This is a genomic window from Massilia sp. 9096, assembly GCF_000745265.1.
Lineage (GTDB): Bacteria > Pseudomonadota > Gammaproteobacteria > Burkholderiales > Burkholderiaceae_D > Telluria.
Genome location: NZ_JQNN01000001.1, coordinates 1,166,410 through 1,185,276, shown reverse-complemented (window position 1 = coordinate 1,185,276; position 18,867 = coordinate 1,166,410). Strand labels below are relative to the sequence as shown.

16 protein-coding genes are annotated in these 18,867 nt (G+C 67.8%); 7 read left to right on the top strand and 9 right to left on the bottom strand.

The genetic code is table 11. The features are described 5' to 3' along the window. Nucleotides 1-128: 128 nt before the first annotated feature. The 8 genes from FA90_RS05175 to FA90_RS05140 form a co-directional block, all read right to left on the bottom strand. The gene (locus FA90_RS05175; protein WP_036166613.1) at nt 129-2,570 is read right to left on the bottom strand and encodes a DNA internalization-related competence protein ComEC/Rec2; all 2,442 of its coding nucleotides are present in this window, start codon (nt 2,568-2,570) and stop codon (nt 129-131) included. Nucleotides 2,571-2,595: 25 nt separating this feature from the next. Next, on the bottom strand, nt 2,596-4,197 hold the full coding sequence (locus FA90_RS05170; RefSeq protein ID WP_036166610.1) for a T6SS immunity protein Tli4 family protein: 1,602 nt from the start codon (nt 4,195-4,197) through the stop codon (nt 2,596-2,598). A gap of 119 nt (nt 4,198-4,316) precedes the next feature. After that, a complete protein-coding gene (locus tag FA90_RS05165) occupies nt 4,317-4,709 on the bottom strand; it encodes a hypothetical protein (protein WP_036166608.1) in 393 nt (130 codons plus the stop codon). Then, complete coding sequence (locus tag FA90_RS05160) at nt 4,706-6,376, bottom strand: triacylglycerol lipase (protein ID WP_036166598.1); 1,671 nt, start codon at nt 6,374-6,376, stop codon at nt 4,706-4,708. Before FA90_RS05160 ends, FA90_RS05165 begins: the two co-directional genes overlap by 4 nt. Before the next feature lie 44 nt (nt 6,377-6,420). Next, entirely contained in the window at nt 6,421-9,300 is a 2,880-nt protein-coding gene (locus FA90_RS05155; protein ID WP_239700547.1) for a type VI secretion system Vgr family protein, read from the bottom strand. Nucleotides 9,301-9,556: 256 nt separating this feature from the next. Next, nucleotides 9,557-10,360 carry a TatD family hydrolase gene (locus tag FA90_RS05150; RefSeq protein WP_036166596.1) on the bottom strand — a complete coding sequence of 268 codons (804 nt, stop codon included), beginning with the start codon at nt 10,358-10,360 and terminating at the stop codon, nt 9,557-9,559. Between the two features lie 16 nt (nt 10,361-10,376). Further along, entirely contained in the window at nt 10,377-11,120 is a 744-nt protein-coding gene (gene lolD, locus FA90_RS05145; protein ID WP_081933660.1) for a lipoprotein-releasing ABC transporter ATP-binding protein LolD, read from the bottom strand. After that, nucleotides 11,113-12,378 carry a lipoprotein-releasing ABC transporter permease subunit gene (locus FA90_RS05140; RefSeq protein ID WP_036166594.1) on the bottom strand — a complete coding sequence of 422 codons (1,266 nt, stop codon included), beginning with the start codon at nt 12,376-12,378 and terminating at the stop codon, nt 11,113-11,115. Before FA90_RS05140 ends, lolD begins: the two co-directional genes overlap by 8 nt. 261 nt (nt 12,379-12,639) lie before the next feature. On the opposite strand from FA90_RS05140, the gene FA90_RS05135 reads away from it, so the two are divergent. From FA90_RS05135 to FA90_RS05120, 4 genes are all read left to right on the top strand, one after another. After that, complete coding sequence (locus tag FA90_RS05135; RefSeq protein ID WP_051972106.1) at nt 12,640-13,713, top strand: hypothetical protein; 1,074 nt, start codon at nt 12,640-12,642, stop codon at nt 13,711-13,713. Nucleotides 13,714-13,757: 44 nt separating this feature from the next. Then, complete coding sequence (gene recJ / locus FA90_RS05130) at nt 13,758-15,407, top strand: single-stranded-DNA-specific exonuclease RecJ (RefSeq protein WP_051972105.1); 1,650 nt, start codon at nt 13,758-13,760, stop codon at nt 15,405-15,407. A 15-nt stretch (nt 15,408-15,422) separates the two neighbouring features. Next, complete coding sequence (arfB, locus tag FA90_RS05125; RefSeq protein WP_036166588.1) at nt 15,423-15,821, top strand: alternative ribosome rescue aminoacyl-tRNA hydrolase ArfB; 399 nt, start codon at nt 15,423-15,425, stop codon at nt 15,819-15,821. Nucleotides 15,822-15,936: 115 nt separating this feature from the next. Continuing rightward, entirely contained in the window at nt 15,937-16,617 is a 681-nt protein-coding gene (locus FA90_RS05120) for a thiol:disulfide interchange protein DsbA/DsbL (RefSeq protein ID WP_036166585.1), read from the top strand. 76 nt (nt 16,618-16,693) lie between these two features. Here FA90_RS05120 and FA90_RS05115 read toward each other — a convergent pair whose 3' ends face one another. Next, on the bottom strand, nt 16,694-17,161 hold the full coding sequence (locus tag FA90_RS05115) for a DUF4440 domain-containing protein (RefSeq protein ID WP_036166582.1): 468 nt from the start codon (nt 17,159-17,161) through the stop codon (nt 16,694-16,696). Nucleotides 17,162-17,286: 125 nt separating this feature from the next. Between FA90_RS05115 and FA90_RS05110 the strand changes: the two genes are divergently transcribed. Genes FA90_RS05110 through FA90_RS05100 form a run of 3 tightly spaced genes read left to right on the top strand, consistent with a single transcriptional unit; the run spans nt 17,287 to nt 18,752 of the window. Next, nucleotides 17,287-17,724: an MbcA/ParS/Xre antitoxin family protein gene (locus FA90_RS05110; RefSeq protein ID WP_036166579.1), complete on the top strand. Its 438-nt coding sequence runs from the start codon at nt 17,287-17,289 to the stop codon at nt 17,722-17,724. Further along, a complete protein-coding gene (locus FA90_RS05105) occupies nt 17,725-18,411 on the top strand; it encodes an RES family NAD+ phosphorylase (protein WP_036166576.1) in 687 nt (228 codons plus the stop codon). It begins immediately after the preceding gene. Between the two features lie 20 nt (nt 18,412-18,431). Next, nucleotides 18,432-18,752, top strand: coding sequence for a DUF2288 domain-containing protein (locus FA90_RS05100; protein ID WP_036166573.1), 321 nt, complete (start codon nt 18,432-18,434; stop codon nt 18,750-18,752). The last annotated feature ends 115 nt before the right edge of the window (nt 18,753-18,867 follow it).

Genomic DNA, 18,867 nt, shown 5'->3' with positions numbered 1-18,867 from the left:
AAACATTCTGTATTGTTATCAATCACTTGCATTTACGTGACGTCTGGAATCTTTTCCGATTGTAAAATTTCCCGACATCATTGTCACATAGTAAGACACATTGTTTTCCAGCCAGCTTTGACCATGTGTCAATGGCTGTACCAGTAGCGTGCGTGCGCCATGCGGTAGCCGCTGCTCTGCACCTCTGCGCCGAAGTCGAGCGTCAGCGCACCGAGCTCGTCGGTACGCAAGCGGGCGACGCCGAGTTCGCCGTAGCGCGCATAGACTTGCGCCTTCGGATGGCGATAGCGGTTGCGCCAGCCGACCTGGAACACGCCGACCTCGGGCGCCACCGCCTGCAGGAAGTCGGGACTCGAAGATGTGCCGCTGCCGTGGTGCGGCGCGAGCAGGACGTCGGCGCGCAGCGCACCGGCTGCAGCGGCGACCAGGGCTGCTTCCTGCGCCGCTTCGATGTCGCCGGCCAGCAACAGCGGGTGGCGGCCATCGTCGATGCGCAATACGCAGCTGCGCGCGTTGGTCTTCAGGCCGGCGTCGAGGTAGCTCGCCGCCGGCGGATGCAGCATCGTGAAGCGCACCCCGTCCCACGTCCACTGCTGTCCCGCCATGCAGCGCAGCGGCCGGCGCGCCGCCTGCAGTGCCGGGTGGCCGTCGCCGAGAGACGAGGCAAGCCAGCCGACGTCGAGCTCCGCCAGCAGTGCCGGCGCGCCGCCGCTATGGTCGGCATCCGCATGGCTGATCACCATGCCGTCCAGGGACACGATGCCGCGCTTGCGCAGGTAAGGCAGGATCACCCGGCTGCCGGCGTCGCTGCCGGGCGCATAGCCGGGCCCCGTGTCGTACAAAAGGCGATGGCCGGCGGTCTCGACCAGCAGCGCCATGCCCTGGCCCACGTCGAAGGCGGTGACGCGGACGTCGCCGCGTTCTGGAGTGTCGGGCGCGGCCAGCAGCAGCGGCAGCCAGGCCAGAACGCCGGTCCAGCGCAGCGGCCAGCCGCGCGGCGCCAGCAGCCAGAGCGTCCCGGCCAGGGCGAACCCGAACACCCACCAGCTCGGGGCCGGCGCGCGCCACACCGCCGCCGGCCAGTTCGACAGCGCTGCGAGCAGCGCGGCCAGGGCCGCCACCGCCGCGTGCGCGAGATGCAGCAGCCAGCCGCACAGCGGGTCGGGCAGCAGGCTGCCGGCCAGCGCCAGCGGCGTGACCACGAAACTGACCAGCGGGATCGCGATCGCGTTGGCGAGCGGACTGACCAGCGAGACCTGGGCGAACAGCAGCATCGACAAGGGCACCATCCCGGCCGTCACCGCCCATTGCGTGCGCCCCACCCCGATCAGGCTGGCGCCCAGAGCGCGCGCGGCCGGCCCGATGCGGCCGTGGCCGGCGTACAGCAGGATCGCCACCGCGCCGAACGAGAGCCAGAAACCCGGCCACAGCACGGCCCAGGGATCGAGCAGGACCACGATGCCGAGGGCGCAGCACAGCACGTGCGAGACAGCGGCGCTGCGCCCGGTCCACAGCGCCAGTGCGACCACGGCCAGCATGTACAAGGTGCGCTGGGCCGGCACGCCGAAGCCGGCCAGCAGCACGTAGGCCAGCGCCGTTCCCGCCCCCGCCAGCGCCGCGACCTTCTGCGCCGGCAAACGCAGCGGCAATTGCAATCCGGTGAAGAAGGACCGCCGCCACAGCGCCGACACGCCCAGCGCGGCCAGTCCCGCGATCATGGTGATGTGCAGGCCCGAGATCGAAATCAGGTGGCCGATGCCGGTCCGGTTGAACATCTGCCAGTCGGACTGCCCGATGCCGCGCTGGTCGCCGATCACCAGCGCGACGATCACCGGCGCATAGGTCTTGCCGGCCAGCGCGTGCAGGATGCGCGCGCGCAGGAGCGCGCGGACACGCTCGACGATCGCGCCGGCCGAGGGCACGAAAGCATCGAGCCGCCGGTTGTCCGCGTCCTCCCTGCCCGGCCCGGCGCGCACGTAGCCGGTGGCGCGCAGGCCTTGCTCGAGCAGCCAGGCTTCGTAATCGAAGCCGCCCGGGTTGGCGTTGCCGTGCGGGCGCTGCAGGCGCAGCGTCAGCTGCCAGCGCTCGCCGGGCCGCAGCGCGGGGACCGGACGGGAGTCGGCGCTGCGGCGGCCGCCGCCTCGGCTGGCGTCCGCCGCGTACCAGGCCAGCGCGAGGTGCGGAGGCAGCTCGAGACCCGGCTCGAGGGCCCGCTCGACGCGGAAGTTGAAGCGCACGCCCTGCTCGAACACGTAAGGCAGGCTCTCGACGACGCCGACCACCGCCAGGTCGCGGCCCTCGTCCTGCGGCGCCAGGTGTGGCGTCAATGCCGCCTGGGCCAGCAAGGCAGCCCAGGCGTAGCCGGACAGGACGCCGGCCAGCAGCGTCGCGCCCGCGCGCACGCCCACGTGCGTGGGCATGCCTGCGCGCCCGTGCCCGTACGCGCGCACGAGAAGCAGCACCAGCAGCGCGGCCAGCGCGCAGGCCGCCTGCAGGCGCGTGGATGGCAGCGTCGCGCAATTTTGCAGCCAGAAGGCGCCGGCGACGAAGCCGAGGATGGCGCTGCGCATCAGTCAGGGTGGAAGTAGCCCGGACTCATGCGCCGGACAGCGGCATGCCGCTCAGTGGCAAGCCGCTCAATGGCGCCTCGGATCCGACCCGCATGTCCGTCAGGCGCACCAGTTGCCACGCGCTACGGCGCTGGATGAATTCGGGACCGCCCGGGCGCGCGAACACGCCAGTCGGCACCTGGAAGGTTGCGGGCGGCAACACACTGCCGCGTGCGAACCAGCGGGCGCCGTCCAGTGCGTGCAGCTCTTCGCAACGCCACCAGCCGCTGGCCGGACAGACTTCGCCGGTCCGGGCATAGGCGCCGAGCGCGACCGCCGGCGCCAGGTCCGCGGTCAGATCGAGGCTGGCCGCCGGCGCGCCGGGCTGGGCCAGCGCGACCGCCGGCGCATTGCGCGGCCGATGGCGCTTGTCGACGAGCGTCCAGGCCGTCAGCTTGTCGCTCTCCATGCTCGGCTGGATGCGCTTGACCTTTTGCCACAAGCTCTGCCGCGGCAACAGCAGGGCCTGATGCATGCGGTCGCCCTTGCGCAGGAACTGCACTGAGCCGCCGTGCACGTCGAGCCCATGCCCACCGGCGTCGCATTGCCACCAGCCGGTTTGCGGACAGGTCTGACCGGCGTGGACGACGGCGCCTGGCTTCGGTCCGGGCGGCTCGGGTGGCGGGCCGGACGGAGACGGCGGTTCGCTCCGGCGCAGGCGGATGCTGGATGAAATGCTGTCCCACAAAGCCAGCAGCGCGTCTTCATGCAGGCTGGTGTCGGTCGGCTTGCCGCCGGGACGTTCGCTGACGCCGGTCTGCATTTCGAGCGATAGATAGGGCCGCAGAACGTCGTCGCCGGCGCCGCTGGTCTCCCAGTTGAACGCGTAACCGGTCGTGAAGTTGTACTCGCGTACGCGTTCGACCAGCTCCTCGCCATCGAGGCCGTTGATCTTGCGCCTGTCCGAGCGCAGCCTGGAAACCCGCAACAGGTCATCGGCACTGCTCGCGGCATCGGTATGCGCCACGCGCGCCAGCAAGCCAGGCTCGGCATTGCCGCCCGCGATACTGAAAAGAACCATGGCCAGATCGGGATGGGCGGGCACGCCGAGATGCATGACCATGTGTTCGTTCTTGTGTTCAGGCAAGGGGTCCAGGAAAACGCCACGGCGTATGCAAAACCCGGGCGCCTGCGGAATCTCGTCCTCGCCGCGGACACGCAGGCGGGTCAACAGGGCCTCGGCCGCCTTGATGTCATTGTCGTAGGCATACTTCATGTGCAGCGAAAAACTCAAGCCTCCGGTATGCCCGTGCGACTCGACCGAAACGAATTCGGATTCGACGCGCTGCTCCCCTTCGAATCCATGGGTGCGCGTGCGACCGTACACGAAAAACCGCCCCGCCATCCCGGGGACGCGCAGGTCGCGCGCCTCGATGATGCCGCCCGGGCCATCGCGCCCCACGGCGGCGGCGCTGCTGACGATCTCGGCTTCACGCGCCGCGATCCGTGCGCGAAACGACGCCTCGTCCTCTTCAGTGGTCGCGATGTCGAAGCCGTCGAGCATGCCGCCCGACAGACTGACTGCAGCCTGCGCCGGCACATCGACCAGGTAGCGCCCGACGCAAACCGTTTTTGTCTTTTCCGTCATCTGTGCCACCTCGGATCTGTCCCGCATGCTGCGGACCTGCCCCGCTGCCCAACTGCCGGCACATGCCAGGACTGCCAGCAGGACGATTAGCTCGCGCCATCCGCGTACTCTTGCTCGCGTCATGGCCGATGCTTTGCTTTTCTGGCGAGAAGCTGCTGAACCAGCGCCACCAAACCGGCATGCCGCGGCGCATCGGTCCTGCGTTCGAAGACGGCGCAAATGATGCCATCGATGTCGGGGTACCTGGGCATGCGAGGAATGTGCAGGTTCCGGGGCATGGCCGTGCCGGCTGACCGCTTGGAAATGGCCTGCGTTTTGTCTGCCGGCGGCGCCAACCCCCGTGCGGCTATCCTATCCCGAAACGCGACGGCACCTTCTTCGACCGTGTCAATCCTGGGCTTGTCTGCCGATTCCAATGTGTGGCCATCAGGCGCCGGCGCCGTGTTCTTCAAGGCGAGCGCGGCCCACGGAACGGCGACTGCAGGCCGTCCCGGTTCGAGCGTCTGGGTCATTGGAGCTCCTGGACGATCTTGACGATCAGGTGCTGGGTCAACATGAGCACGGCATCGTTCTTGTACGCGCCCTGGTGATCGAAACCGCGCATCTCGAACAGTTGCCGTATTTTCCCGCGCGGCGCGGCGCCGGACTGTTGAGGCACAGTGCCGTCGCCGGCGCTGTCCTGATGCGCCGGCTGGAAGCTGAGCGCGGTCTTGTCTTCGACCCGGATCCGGCGTCCCCCCTGGGCGCCGTAGCCGACGGTCGCCGCGGCGCGCAGGTTGGCTTCGGTGAACACGGCGCCCGAGCCCGGGTCGCGGGCCACCCAGCGGACAGCGCCAAACGATTGATGACCCGGGTCCGCGCCGTAGAATGCATAGGTATTCGGATGGTAATACTCACCCAGGGTGTCGCGGTGAAAGCGCTCCGCACTGTCGATGACCACCCACACATCATGCGCGATCTTGCGCTCGTCGCCGCGGTTCTTTCCAGCAGGATCGACCAGGCGCGGGTCGAAGACCCGATACCATGACCGCATATCTCTGTAGAGATCGTACGGGTTGCCAATTGGCAATCTCACGACGTCACGCGCCGTGTCCTTGTTGTTGACCCGGCTGACCACGCACACGTTCAGCCAGGGCTGCGCGTAGAGGTGATTCGGCAGCAGCTGCAAAGCCCCAGCCGAGTGCGACATGACCGGCATGGTGCGCTCGGGCGTGTCTCCCAGGATGTCGGCAATGATGCCGGTGACGGGCTTATCGAGCGGACCATCGCTGGGGTTGCTGCGTTCCGTGCCGCTGGCGATGCGGCGATAGCAGACCGGCGCGCCATGCGCCGGCATCGCGCCGTGGATGACGCCCAGGATCTGGTCGGGAATCTGCTTCGCGCAGGCGCGTGCGACCAGGCCGCCCATCGAATGCGTCACGAGAATCACTTTATGGCAGACGCGATTGCCCTGATTCCAGAATGTGATGATCTTTTCGATGCGCGCCCGCAAGCGTCTTGCCGCGTCATCGCAGGACGCGAGCCAGTTGTAGCCGAACGCATACACCGGATAGTAATAACCCGCATGCTTCTCCAACTCCGCCTCGGTGATTTTGTCGATCGAGCGCATGCCCCAGCGCGCCGGTTCGCATTCCATCACGTCCTTCCAATAGCGGCGCAGCACACGCTGGTCGTCGAGCGGATCGATGTCGAAGGTGTGATTCAGGCTAATGGACAAGCTGCACAGGAGATCGCCGTAGGATTCCCAGTGGACCTCGCCCCAACGGCGATCGCGCGCCTCGTCTTCGCCCATGCCGAAATCACGGGCTTCCTTCGGCAAATAAATTTCCCCGCGATTGTCGACTTCGAGCGTCTGGGGGTCGAGCAGCTTCTGGCGCGTCTTGCCGCTCCGGTTGCTCCACAGGCGGCCGGCGCGGATGCCCTGCACCTTTCCGTTCGGCGGCCGCCACGCCGGTTCGTTGGGACCGAGCGCCTCGTTCGCGTGCATCGACGGACTCGTCGCGGCCCGCAGATTGCTGCCCATGATGCCGGGCACCACGATCACTGGCACCACCTTCGACGGCGGCAACGTGAACAGAGCGCGCGTCTTGAGCGCCGTAGGCGTCAGGACAGTATGGCCGGTCCAGCTGCCGTCCGGCATGGGAATGAGATTGGGCAAGGGGCGGGTCGGGTCGGCCATGCGTGTTCCGTTATTGTGATCGGTCGTGATCGATGCGGCCCCGCTCAGCGGGCAGGTTCGTCGGGCAGGTAGGTGACTTCGACGTCGCCGATGATCTCGCCGATCAGCAGCGACGTCCGGCCTTGCTCGTCGGTGCGGCCGGTGACGATCTTGCCGTTGGCGAGCTTGACCTTGTAGCGCTGGTTGCGCACCGGCGCGAAGGTCTGCTTGTGGCGCAGCACCGCATATTCGTCGGTATGCAAATGCGAGGTCGGCAGATTCAAGCCCTCCGGCGTCGCGCCGCCCGGTGCGATGTGGATGTGCTCGGACGCCTTCTGCACCTGGCGCCCGCTGCTCTGGTGCGTGATCATGCCGTCGGCCCAGTCGCTCGCGGCGCCCGGCGCGATGATCTTGACGGCCGGCGCTTCGAGTTCGATGCGCTCGGCAGCGACCAGGCTGATGCGACCGGCCGACTTGATCTGGATATTGCCCAGGTGGGTCTGCACGATGATGTCGCCGCGCCCCGCCACCAGCTTCAGGCCCAGTTGATGCGCGAACATGCTGACCGCGCGTGCGGCGCGCAGGAACAGGTTGCGGCCGGTCGAGACCTCGGCGTCGCCCGCGCTGACCACGTCGATCTTGGTGGCCGCGCCCAGCGCCAGATTGTCGTCGCTGGCCAGGATCATGCCGGCCGGTGCGCTGGCGGCGACGATCGGCGCGCCGCCCTCGCCGCCCGGCCTGGCCTGGCCGACGTTGCTGCCGTCGTGCCAGTGCCTGAGCTTGTCGGCCAGGGCCGCCAGGCGCTGCTTGGCGGGTTCGTCCTCGGTGTGCACGGCGGCCAGGCGGCCGACCTCGTCGAGCACGCCCTGCATGACCTGGGCCAGGCCGAGCAAGCCGCCGCGCTCGAGCTGGGCGACGTCGGCGCCGCGGCCCGGTTCGGCGCTGATCAACACGCCCTGGGCGCCGCGCAGCGCAACCGATAGTTCGCTGCGCAGTTCGGCGCCCTCGCCGCGCGGCGTGGCGCTGCCGTTCTCGCGCGGGCGCGCCAGCCAGCCCAGGTTCAGCTCGGACGCGCCATGGTCGCTTGCGACCTGGGCGCTGATCTGGCCCGTGGTGTCGTCGAAGCGCAGCTGGTTGCTGCGCATGCCTTTGACTTCGCGAGAGCGGGTGCCGGACAGGTAGCGGTTGCCCGGCAAATCGCCGACGCCGCTGAAGGCCGGCGGCTTGCCGCGCCCGTTGTACAGCTGGGCCAGCACGATGGGCCGGTCCGGATCGCCGCCGAGGAAGGCGACCAGTACCTCGCTGCCGACGCGCGGCAGGCCGAGAAAGCCCGACTGCTGCTGGCTGCCGTTGCCGTTGCCGGCCCAGTTGGAGGCGACCCGCACCCAGGCCGAGTCGGCCGGCGAATCGGAGGCCCCGGCGCCATGCGCATGGCGATGGTCGGCCGCGCGCATGCCGGGAAAGCGGATCTTGACGCGTCCGAGCGCGTCGCAATGCACGTCCTCGCCGCTCGGGCCGACCACCAGCGCGCTTTGCAGCTCGGGATGCGGCAGGTCGATGCGCGGATCGTAGGCCGGCACGATCGGGATGCCGCGCCGGACCGCGGTAAAGCTCACTCGCACGCGCGCATGCGCATCGCCCGCGTGCGGGCGCTCGAGCGGCGCCTGCATCCCGGGCGGCGCGCCGGCCGGCATCAGGCGGCTGGCCTGCCGGTCGAGCTCGCGCGGCAGGTTGTTGTCGGCCACGACGTGCAGCTCGGTGATGACGAAGTCGCGCTCGGGTGCCGGATGGGTGTCGATTTCGGGATGGGCCTCGAGCGTGAAGTACTCGCCGGCGCAGAAGTCGCGCACGCTGGCTTCGCCATGGAAGCACTTCGATTCGAACACGTGGCGGCTCATGCGCACCTGGCCCAGGCGCCAGTGGTCTTCGACGTCGTTGCCGGCGTGCGGCAGCTCGACCAGGTAATCGTCGAGGGTGGCGGCGAGCGGGTTGCCGCTCGGGCCCTGGTCGACCGTGCCGCGGCTGCTGACGGTCATGAACTGCGGTCCGGCCGGGTTCTTGTAGTCCCAGCTGTGGCGCGTGGCGACGCCCGGCTGCAGGCGGCGCGCGGCGCTCCACGACTGGATCGTGTCGCGCCCGTCGGCGACGGGGTCGAGGTGGTAGCGCACGCTGCCGGCGGCGTTGCGCGGCAGCTTGTTGGGGTCGTCGAACAGCACCAGCGTGTGCGCCGGCGTGCGGTCGTGCAGCGGATCGACCGCGCTGGCGCTGCTGCGTCCGGACCGGAACACCCACGCGATCCCGCGCCGCTTGAGCAGGCGCCGGATGAAGGCGGCATCCGATTCATTGTACTGCATGGTCTGTTCGCGCGCGGGAAACCGGCGCATGTCGAACGCCAGGTCGAGTTCGAGCTCGAAGGCGCTGGCCAGCACCGTGTTCGCATGGCGCCATTCGTCGCACAGCGTCTGCACGATCTCGAGTTCGTTCAGGTAGCGGAAGATGCGGCTGTTGGTGCGCTTTTCCATGATCGCGAACACGTCGCGCAGCACCAGTTCGTAGGCGGCTAGGCCACCGTCGGCGTCGCCGGCGCGCGCCTCGGCGACGATGCCGCATACGCTGCGCAGCTGGCCGCGGTCCGTCACGAACTGCAGTTCCGCCGGCAGCGCGATCAATGCCTTGAGCGCGAGCGCGGGCGAGCCGGCCAGGCAGGCGATGCGGTACTCGACGCCACCGCACACGCTCTCGCTGCCGACCACGCGCTGCGGCAGCAGCGCATCGATCAGCGCCTGGGCGCGCGCTTCGCCGGCCTGGGCCAGGCGCAGGCGCAATGGCCGGTGGGCCGTGCTGAGGGACTTCTCGTGCTGCAGGACCCTGAGGAACTCGCTCGCGCTCTCCACATTCCCTCCCTTGTCGTTACCGCAGTGCGGCAGGAGGAAACATTTTTTCACGCTTCATCCAGCGTGGGATTAACGTGGGTCATGGCGTTTCCGAACGAGCGCGGATGGATCGGCAGGTCGCACGCAGCGCGCCTGCGAGGTGCGCAAGGTGGACCGGCGCAGCGTGGGGGAACCGTGCGCGTGCCGGATGGTCGTCCAGCGTTCGCATGCCTACGCGTGAAGAGAAGCACGTACGCGACGCATGCGTCGCAGATATGCATCATGCGTGCATCATCCGCGCATCATGCGCGCGCGTGCCGGAGAAAGATCAGGCGCCGACCAGGGCGCCCAGGCGCGGGATGGCGGCGACCGCATTGCGCTGCGAAGCCGCGCGCACCGTAGCGAGCTCGAGCCCGCGCAACTCCGCCAGTGCCTGGCCGATGGCGGGCAGCTGCTCGGGACTGTTGCGGCCCGGGTGCACCCAGCTCGGGGCGATGTCGGGGGCGTCGGTCTCGAGCACGATGGAATCCAGGGGCAGCTGGGTCGCCAGGCGCCGGATCTGCAGCGCACGGGTAAAGGTCATGGCGCCGCCGAAGCCGAGATGGAAACCCAGGTCGATGAAGGCCTGCGCCTGCTGGAAGCTGCCGTTGAACGCGTGCGCGATGCCCCCGTTCGGGCGCACCTGGCGGATATGCTTGAGCACCTGGTCCTGCGAACGGCGCACGTGGGTCAGCACCGGCAGTTCAAAATCGCGCGCGATGCGCAGCTGCTCGCGCAGGAAGCGTTCCTGTTTGTCCACCATGGCCGGCTCGCGCAGCATCGGAATGAAGAAGTCCAGGCCGATCTCGCCGATGCCGACGAAGCGCGGATCCGCCATCGCCGCTTCGACCGTCCGGCGCAACAGGAGCAGGTCTTCGTCCTGCGCCTGGGGCACGAAGATCGGGTGGATCCCGAGCGCATAACTGACGTTGGGGGTGCCGGCGGCCAACTGCTTGACGAGCTCGAAGTTGCCGCGCTCGACCGCCGGGATCACGATCATGCCGACGCCCAGGCCGGCGGCGCTGCGCGCGATGGCGAGCGAATCCGCGCCGAATTCATGGGCGTCGAGGTGGCAGTGGGTATCGATCCACATCGCGTAGGCCGCTCGCTTACGCTTGACCCGTCATATCCTGCAACCCGTGTTCGGTCAGGCGCAGCACGCGGTCGCAGCGGCGCGCCAGTTCCGGATCGTGGGTGACGATCACGAAGGCGGTGCCGAGCGTACGCGACAGTTCCAGCATCAGGTCGAAGATGCCTTGCGCGGTGCTGTGGTCGAGGTTGCCGGTCGGCTCGTCGGCCAGCACGCAGGCGGGACCCGTGACCAGCGCGCGCGCCAGGGCCACGCGCTGGCGTTCGCCGCCGGACAGTTCGCCCGGGCGGTGGATCGCGCGCTTGGCCAGGCCGACGCGCGCCAGCATCGCCTGCGCCTGCTCGACCGCCTGGGCGCGCGGCAGGCGCCGGATCAGGAGCGGCATGGCGACGTTGTCGATCGCCGAGAATTCCGGCAGCAGATGGTGGAACTGGTAGACGAAGCCGAGCGCCGCATTGCGCAGTTCGCCGCGGCGCGATTCGGACAGGGTGGCGAAGTCCTCGCCCTTGAGCTGCACCACGCCGCTGCTCGGGGTGTCGAGGCCGCCAAGGATGTGCAGCAGCGTGGACTTGCCCGAACCCGAGGCGCCGATGATGGCGACACGCTCGCCGCGCCCGATCGAAAAGTCGATGTGCTCGAGCACCTGCACCGCATACTCGCCCTGGCGGAAAGTCTTGGCCACGCCGCGGCAGGCCAGCACCGGCGCGCCGGCGGCGGCGTTGTCAATAGATGAGTCGGAGGTGGTCTGGATCATGTCATTCATAGCGCAAGGCCTCGGCAGGTTTCACGCGCGCGGCCGCGCGGCTGGGGTAGATCGTCGCCACGAAGGCCATCAGGATCGAGACGACGCCGATCTTGGCCACGTCCGGCCAGCGCAGGTCGGACGGGATCTCGCTGATCGCGTAGATGTCCTTGGACATGAACTGCACGTGCAGCAGGCGTTCGAGGAAAGGGACGATGACGTCGATGTTGAGCGCCACGATCACGCCCAGCAGCACGCCGGCGATCGTTCCCATGATGCCGACCAGGGCGCCCTGGATCATGAAGACCTTCATGATCGAGCCGGGCGACGCGCCCAGCGTGCGCAGGATGGCGATGTCGGCCTGCTTGTCGGTCACGGTCATGACCAGCGTCGAAACCAGGTTGAAGGCGGCCACCGCGACGATCAGGGTCAGGATGATGAACATCATGCGCTTTTCGGTCTGCACCGCGGCGAACCAGTTGGCGTTGAGCTTGGACCAGTCGCGCATGTTCAGGTCGCCCGGCATGCTGCGCTTGAGTTCCTGCGCCACCTGCGGCGCCGCGTTCATGTCGGCGATGCGCAGGCGCAGGCCCGAGGGCGCGTCCTGGCGCATCATGCGCTGCGCGTCCTCGATGTCGATGAAGGCGAAGGCCGAGTCGAATTCGTAATGGCCGGCTTCAAAAATGCCCGACACCGTGAACACGCGCGAACGCGGCACCATGCCGGCCGGCGTCATCTGGCCCTGGGCCAGCAGCATGTTGACCTTGTCGCCGATACCCACGCCGAGCAGGCGCGCCAGCTGGTAGCCGATCACGATGTTGAAGCGGCCCGGCTGCAGGCTCTCGATGCTGCCCTGGCGCACCTGTTTGGCCACGCTTGATACCTTGTGTTCCTCGGACGGCAGGATGCCGCGAATCACGGCCGGCTTCATGGTGTCGTCGCGTACCAGCAGGCCCTGGGTCTCGACGAACGGCGCGGCGCCGCGCACCGCCGGGTTCCTGAACGCCGCCTGGGCTTCCTGGCGCCAGTCGGGCATGCTGCCGCGCGCATCGAACACTTCGATGTGCGCCAGCACCGACAGCATGCGGTCGGTGACTTCCTTCTGGAAGCCGTTCATCACCGACAGCACGACGATCAGCGCCGCCACGCCGAGCGCGATCCCGGACACCGAGATCAGCGAAATGAAGGAAATGAAGCTGTTGCGGCTGCTGCGCTTGCCGGCTCGCGTATAGCGCAGGCCGACCAGCCATTCGTACGGCAGGTTCTGGATGATGCTCATGGGCTCCGTGGTCAATGCTTAGGTCCCGCAGTTTGCCATACAAAACTCATCCGTGTGGCGATTGTCACAATTGGAATCCATTGGCTGCAGGTGCGCGCCGCCATCCGGGAACTTCCGGGGAACTTCAGCGCTCGCTGCCTATCGTACCAGCGGGCCGTCGCTTGGCCGGCCCACCTTGTCCAGGAGGACCCATGGCATTCGGCGCCCGGCCATGCCCGCATACGGCGCGCATTTCTGGCAGACATGGCCTACAATATGCGGATGGCCCACATTTCGCTCGTCCTGCCGTTCGCCCTTCCCGCCCCCGAATTCGCCTCCGACCTGATCCGCGCCCTCGACGCACCGGCGCTGGCGGCGCTGCTGTCGCGCCACGCCGGCGCGGCCCGGCATCCGCTGGAAGGAGCGGCGCGCGTGCTGCCGCACGAGCTGTGGATCGCACGCGCGCTCGGGCTCGCGCAAGGCCTGGCGCCAGCGTTCGGCGCGGCGGCGATGCGCGGCCTCGGCCTGGACCCGGGCACCGGCACCTGGTTCGTGGTCAACCCGGCCCACATCCAGATCGCGCACAGCCACCTGATGCTGGGCGACGTGCGCCAGCTCGACCTGCGCGATGACGAAGCGCGCGCCCTGTTCGACGCCGCGCGCGAGGCCGCCGACTACGCCGGCCACGCCCTGGCCTATGGCGACGCCGGCACCTGGTTCCTGGGCGCCGACGATTGGGACGAGCTGCATACCGCCAGCCCGGACGCCGCCGTGGGCATGAACCTGACCGACTGGATGCCGTCCGGCGCGCCGGCGCGCGCCTTGCGCAAGCTGCAAAACGAAGTGCAGATGGCCTGGCATACGCATCCGGTCAACGCCGCGCGCGAACGCCGCGGCCAGGCGGCGGTCAACGGCTTCTGGCCCTGGGCCGGCGCCAGCATCGCCACCGAACACACCCAGCGCCTGCTTGCCCAGGCCAGCGGCAAGCCGGCCGCGCGGCCGCGCGTCGCCGCGTTCGAGGCGCCGGGCTGGCTGACGGCGCTGGCCGAACCCGCGCTGCGCCTCGGTTCGCTGGAAGCCGTGGTCGCAGCAGCCGCCGGCGCACAAGAGGACCTGCTGATCGCCTGCGGCAACGTCGCCGCGCCGGCCATCGCCGCCGATTGGGCCGGCTGGCTGGCCGAGATGGAGCGCCTGGAAGCGGGACTGTTCGCGCCGCTGCACGAAGCAGTCGCGCGCGGGCGCATCAAGCGCCTGCGCCTGGTGCTGAGCCACCGCGACGGCCACCTCGACCTACTCACCACCACGATGGCCCAGCGTAAGTTCTGGCGCCGTCCGAGCCTGGAAGCTTTGACTTGAAGACCCGTATCGCCATCCGCCCCTGTCCCGTGCGCCATTCCGAAATGCTGCGCCAGGGCGGCATCCACCCCGTGCTCGCGCGCGTGTTCGCCGCGCGCGGCCTGACCGACCCGCGCGAGCTCGCCAGCGAGCTGCAGGCGCTGGTGCCACCGAACGCGCTGCGCCACGTCGACGCCGCCGCCGTCTACCTGGCCGACGCGATCGCGTCTAGCAAGAAGATGACCATCGTCGCCGACTACGATTGCGACGGCGCCACCGCCTGCGCAGTGGCGCTGCGTGGCCTGCGCGCGATGGGCGCCGCGGTCGACTTCATCGTGCCGAACCGTTTCGAGTACGGCTATGGCCTGACGCCCGAGATCGTCGAGCTGACCGCGCGCACGCACGCGCCCGACGTCATCATCACGGTCGACAACGGCATCGCCAGCATCGAAGGCGTCGAGGAAGCCAGGCGCCGCGGCATCGACGTGGTCGTCACCGACCACCACCTGCCGGGCGACGCCCTGCCGGACGCGCGCGTGATCGTCAACCCGAACCAGCCGGAATGCGGCTTCCCGAGCAAGCACCTGGCCGGCGTCGGCGTGGTGTTCTACGTGCTGCTGGCGCTGCGCGCCGAGCTGCGCCGGCGCGGCGTGTTCGACGCGCAGACCCAGCCCAAGCTGGACAACCTGCTCGACCTGGTCGCGCTGGGGACGGTCGCCGACGTCGTCAAGCTCGACACCAACAACCGCATCCTGGTTGCGCAAGGCATCAAGCGCATGCGCGCGGGGCGCATGCACGCGGGTGTGGCGGCGCTGTTCCGCGTGGCCGGGCGCGACGCCCGCAACGCCTCGCCGTTCGACCTCGGCTTCGCGCTCGGGCCGCGCCTGAACGCCGCCGGCCGCCTGGAAGACATGTCGCTCGGGATCGAGTGCTTGACGACCGACGACGAGGGGCGCGCCTGGGCCATCGCGCAGCAGCTCAACGAGATCAACCTCAAACGGCGCGAGATCGAGGCCGAGATGCAGGGCACCGCCCTGCTCCACCTGGACGACTTCCAGCCGGCCCACGCCAACACCATCGCCGTGTTCGACGACGGCTGGCACCAGGGCGTGATCGGCATCGTCGCCTCGCGCCTGAAGGAAAAATTCTACCGCCCGACCATCACCTTCGCGCCGGCCGGCGACGGCTGGATCAAGGGCTCGGGCCGCTCGATTCCCGGTTTCCACTTGCGCGACGCGCTCGACCTGGTCTCGAAAAGAGTGCCGGGCCTGATCGACAAGTTCGGCGGCCACGCGATGGCGGCCGGCCTGACCATCCGCGGCGAGCACTTCGACACCTTTGCCGAAGCCTTCGAGACGGTCGGACGCGCCTGGCTCGACGAAGCCCAGCTCGAACGCGTGGTCGAGACCGACGGCCCGCTCGAGGACGACTTCTACAGCACCCAGTTCATCGAGCTGGTCGACGGCCAGGTCTGGGGCCAGGGCTTCGCGCCGCCGGTGTTCGTCGACGAGTTCCGCGTGGTCAGCCAGCGCATCCTGAAGGACAAGCACCTCAAGCTGCTGCTCGAGCGTAACGGCCGGCGTTACGATGCGATCTGGTTCGGCCACACCGACGCCCTCGGCGACAAGGCGCGCGTGGCGTTCCGCCTGGACGCCAACGAGTACAACGGCGTGACCAAGGTGCAGCTGCTGGTCGAGCACGCCGAGCCGGCCTGAGGCATCGGTAGCGCCATGTCCATCGCCATCGATCCGCGCGAGGTCGAGTTCACCCAGATCCGCGCCCAGGGGCCGGGCGGGCAGAACGTCAACAAGGTGTCGAACGCCGTGCATGCGCGCTTCGACGTCAAGGCTTCGTCGCTGCCGGCCTGGATCAAGGAGCGGCTGCTGTCACTGCACGACAGCCGCATCACCGAGGACGGCGTGATCGTTCTCAAGGCGCAGCAGTCGCGCAGCCTGGAAGCGAACAAGGAAGATGCGCTGCGCCGACTGCAGGAACTGGTCGATGGGGCCAGCGTGGTGCAGGCGGTGCGCCGCGCAACGCGCCCGACGCGCGGCTCGCAGCGCCGCCGGCTCGAGTCCAAGGCGCGCAGCGGGCAGGTCAAGGCGCTGCGCGGCAAGGTCAGGGATTGAACGCCGCTGGCAATTACACTTAAACAAGACTTAAAGCGGGCGCAGGTTCGCGTTCCATACCGCACCGAGTGATAATCTCGTGGTCGTCCGCCTGATTCTTTCAATAAGGAACCTTATGCCTGTCTTGCGTTTCGCCCTTGCCGCTGCCAGCCTGATCGTCAGCACCGCGTTCGCGTCGCCGACCGACCCCAAGCTTGGCGCCGAGTACACCGTGCTCTCGAGTCCGCAGCCAAGCCGGACCGTCGGCAAGAAGGTCGAGGTCACCGAGTTCTTCATGTACCACTGCCCGCACTGCCATGCGCTGGAACCGATCCTCGAGCAGTGGGTGCAAAAGCAGGGCAACAACATCGTCTTCAAGCGCATCCACATGCCCTACCAGGGCGCCAACGATCCGGAATCGCATCTGTTCCTGACGCTGCAGGCGATGGGCAAGAACGAAGCGTACCAGGCCAGGATCATGGACAGCGTTGGCCAGATCGTCCAGCGCAAGCGCTCCGAGACGCTGAGCGAGCAGGAGGTGCTCGACCTGGGCACCCAGCTGCCGGGCATCGACAAGGCCAAGTTCATGGATACCTGGAACTCGTTCGGGGTCAAGACGGCGCTGAGCCGCGAGCCCGGCATCGTGTTCAACAACTACAAGATCAACACCGTGCCGACCCTCGTTGTCGACGGCAAATACGTGGTCTCGCCGGCCCAGGTGGCCGAGACGACCCACGCACAGGACGAGCGGCAGTTGTTCCAGCAGACCCTCCAGGTGGTGGACGCGCTGGTTGCGAAGGTGCAAAAGCCGAAATAAAGACTGTGATCCGAACCGGGCGCCGGCTGCCCTTTGCCGGCGGTCCAGCCGATGCCGCGACATCGGTCCGCCATCCTCAATGCATCGGGGCCTTTGGCCCGCAATCGCACATCCCTTCCGCGCGGTCGAACACCACCTTCCATTTCCCCGGCGCCTGCAGCCGCCAGATCGAATTGAAGCGCCCGACCTGGCGGCCGGCGGCATCGTAGACCGGCCCGCCGCTATAGGCCAGCGTGCCCGAATCGAGCACCTCGACCCGGTCCGGCGCCCAGGAAAACGGCGCTTGCGGCCCCTGGTAATAGCGGCGCCAGACCTCGACGATGGCGGCGCGGCCGCGCACCGGGGCCACGCCGGAAAAGAACACCGCTTCCTGGTCGACGAAGTCACTGAAGGCGTCGAGGTCGCGCGCGCGCATGGTGGCGGCAAACGCGCGCTCGGCGGCCATGACCTGGCGTGCGAGGTCGGCGTTCGACGGCCGCGCCGACGTGGCGACGGCCAGCATCAATATGCTCATCACCATCACCCCAATCGACAGCAGACGCATGGACGCACCTTTTCGCCGGAATATTGATTGCTTCTCAAATGATTCTCGCACGGCATGCAACTTTGTCAAGCACTTGCAATCGGTCCGATAATAGAGTATAAAACCTCCAGAACCGGAGAATTCCCATGAGCCTCGCCTACTCTTACCCGAAAAGCCGTTTCGAACCCGCCGTACTGGTCGACCTGAATGCCAAAGCCGAACGCGAACGCCTGTCGAAAGCGGCGCTGGTCGGTTTTTTTCGCCTGATGTCATCCTGGCAAGTCCGGGACGACGATGCGCGCGAGCTGCTCGGCGGCCTGTCCTCGTCCTCGTTCTACGAATGGAAGAAGCAGCCGGACCGGGTGCTGGAAGTCGACCGCATCACGCGCGTATCCTATCTGCTGGGCATCTACAAGGCGCTGCATATCCTGTACGGCGACCAACTGGCCGACGAATGGGTGCACCTGCCCAACACCAACCCGATCTTCAACGGCCGCACGCCGCTCGCCTACATGCTGGGCGGCGGCCTGCTGGCCATGCAGACCGTGCGGCGCCTGCTCGACGCGCGCCGCGGAGGTCTGTGAGTGAAACTCGTGCCACGGCTGACCGCCCTGCGCCTGGTGGATACCTGCCGTCTGATCCCGTCGCGCTTCGCCGATCTGGAAGACTCGGTGCTGGGCCCGCTGGCCGGCAGCGACGACGCGCTGCTGCGCGACCTGTTCGACCTCGATAACGCCACCAACGAACGCCTGCGCGGGGAATCCGGCCAGCTGCCCGGCATCGGCATGGACGAGCTGGTGTTCGGCGTGCCGAACTTCCGGATCATCAACGCCGCCTACACCTATGCGCGCCCGGAAGGCAGCCGCTTCAACGACGCCGAGCGCGGCGCCTGGTACTGCGCCTTCGAGCTTGAAACCGCGCTGGCCGAGATCGCTTTTCACAAGGCGGTCGAGTACCAGGAAATCAAGCGCTTCGACGACAGCGTCAGCTACCAGGCGCTGCTGGCCGACTTCGGCGCGCCCTTCCACGACCTGCGCGGCAGCGATGCCTGGCGCGCCTGCCTCGACCCGGGCAGCTACGTCGCCTCGCAAAAGCTGGCCGCCGAATTGCTGGAGCTGGGCTCGATGGGCATCATTTACCCGAGCGTACGCCGGCCGGAGGGCACCAACCTGGCCTGCTTTCGGCCGGCACTGGTGGGCAACGTGCGCAAGGGGCAGGCTTACCGCCTGACCTGGTCCGGCTCGCCCGTGCCCATCATCGACACTATTTAATAAGACATTCCCGAAACGCCATGAAAACCGATCCACTGAAAGACACCGAACTGCACGACAAGATCAACCAGGAGACCGCACGCGTGCGCTGGTCGGAACTGGAGCGCCATTTCGCGCATGGCGCGGTGGTCTGGGTCAGCGAGGAACTCGACCTGGTCGAGGCGGCCATGCGCATCGCCCACGACGACAAGGCGACGATCGCACGCTGGATGGCCGATGGCAAGATCGCCAAGGTATCCGATGTACAAGCCCAGAGCTGGCAGGCCGCCGACGTCCAGCTGTGGGCCTCGGTGGTCAGCCCCTTCGTGCTGGTCCAGCCCGAAAAGCGCAAACTGCACTGATCGCACCTTTGGACTCGCGTATTCACAACACTGATTGACAAGTTATGTAATACTGGAGCATTCTGCTCAGGAATTTCTCGACAGTAATATCATCCTGCGGAGATAATGGTCGGAT

Bases quoted from the DNA above. Each gene is read 5' to 3' on its own strand.
- FA90_RS05150 (WP_036166596.1), bottom strand. From the start codon at position 10,360: ATGTGGATCGATACCCACTGCCACCTCGACGCCCATGAATTCGGCGCG.
- FA90_RS05120 (WP_036166585.1), top strand. From the start codon at position 15,937: ATGCCTGTCTTGCGTTTCGCCCTTGCCGCTGCCAGCCTGATCGTCAGC.
- FA90_RS05135 (WP_051972106.1), top strand. From the start codon at position 12,640: ATGGCCCACATTTCGCTCGTCCTGCCGTTCGCCCTTCCCGCCCCCGAA.
- FA90_RS05165 (WP_036166608.1), bottom strand. From the start codon at position 4,709: ATGACCCAGACGCTCGAACCGGGACGGCCTGCAGTCGCCGTTCCGTGG.
- FA90_RS05100 (WP_036166573.1), top strand. From the start codon at position 18,432: ATGAAAACCGATCCACTGAAAGACACCGAACTGCACGACAAGATCAAC.
- arfB (WP_036166588.1), top strand. From the start codon at position 15,423: ATGTCCATCGCCATCGATCCGCGCGAGGTCGAGTTCACCCAGATCCGC.
- FA90_RS05170 (WP_036166610.1), bottom strand. From the start codon at position 4,197: ATGACGGAAAAGACAAAAACGGTTTGCGTCGGGCGCTACCTGGTCGAT.
- FA90_RS05115 (WP_036166582.1), bottom strand. From the start codon at position 17,161: ATGCGTCTGCTGTCGATTGGGGTGATGGTGATGAGCATATTGATGCTG.
- FA90_RS05110 (WP_036166579.1), top strand. From the start codon at position 17,287: ATGAGCCTCGCCTACTCTTACCCGAAAAGCCGTTTCGAACCCGCCGTA.
- recJ (WP_051972105.1), top strand. From the start codon at position 13,758: ATGCTGCGCCAGGGCGGCATCCACCCCGTGCTCGCGCGCGTGTTCGCC.
- FA90_RS05175 (WP_036166613.1), bottom strand. From the start codon at position 2,570: ATGCGCAGCGCCATCCTCGGCTTCGTCGCCGGCGCCTTCTGGCTGCAA.
- lolD (WP_081933660.1), bottom strand. From the start codon at position 11,120: ATGAATGACATGATCCAGACCACCTCCGACTCATCTATTGACAACGCC.
- FA90_RS05160 (WP_036166598.1), bottom strand. From the start codon at position 6,376: ATGGCCGACCCGACCCGCCCCTTGCCCAATCTCATTCCCATGCCGGAC.
- FA90_RS05140 (WP_036166594.1), bottom strand. From the start codon at position 12,378: ATGAGCATCATCCAGAACCTGCCGTACGAATGGCTGGTCGGCCTGCGC.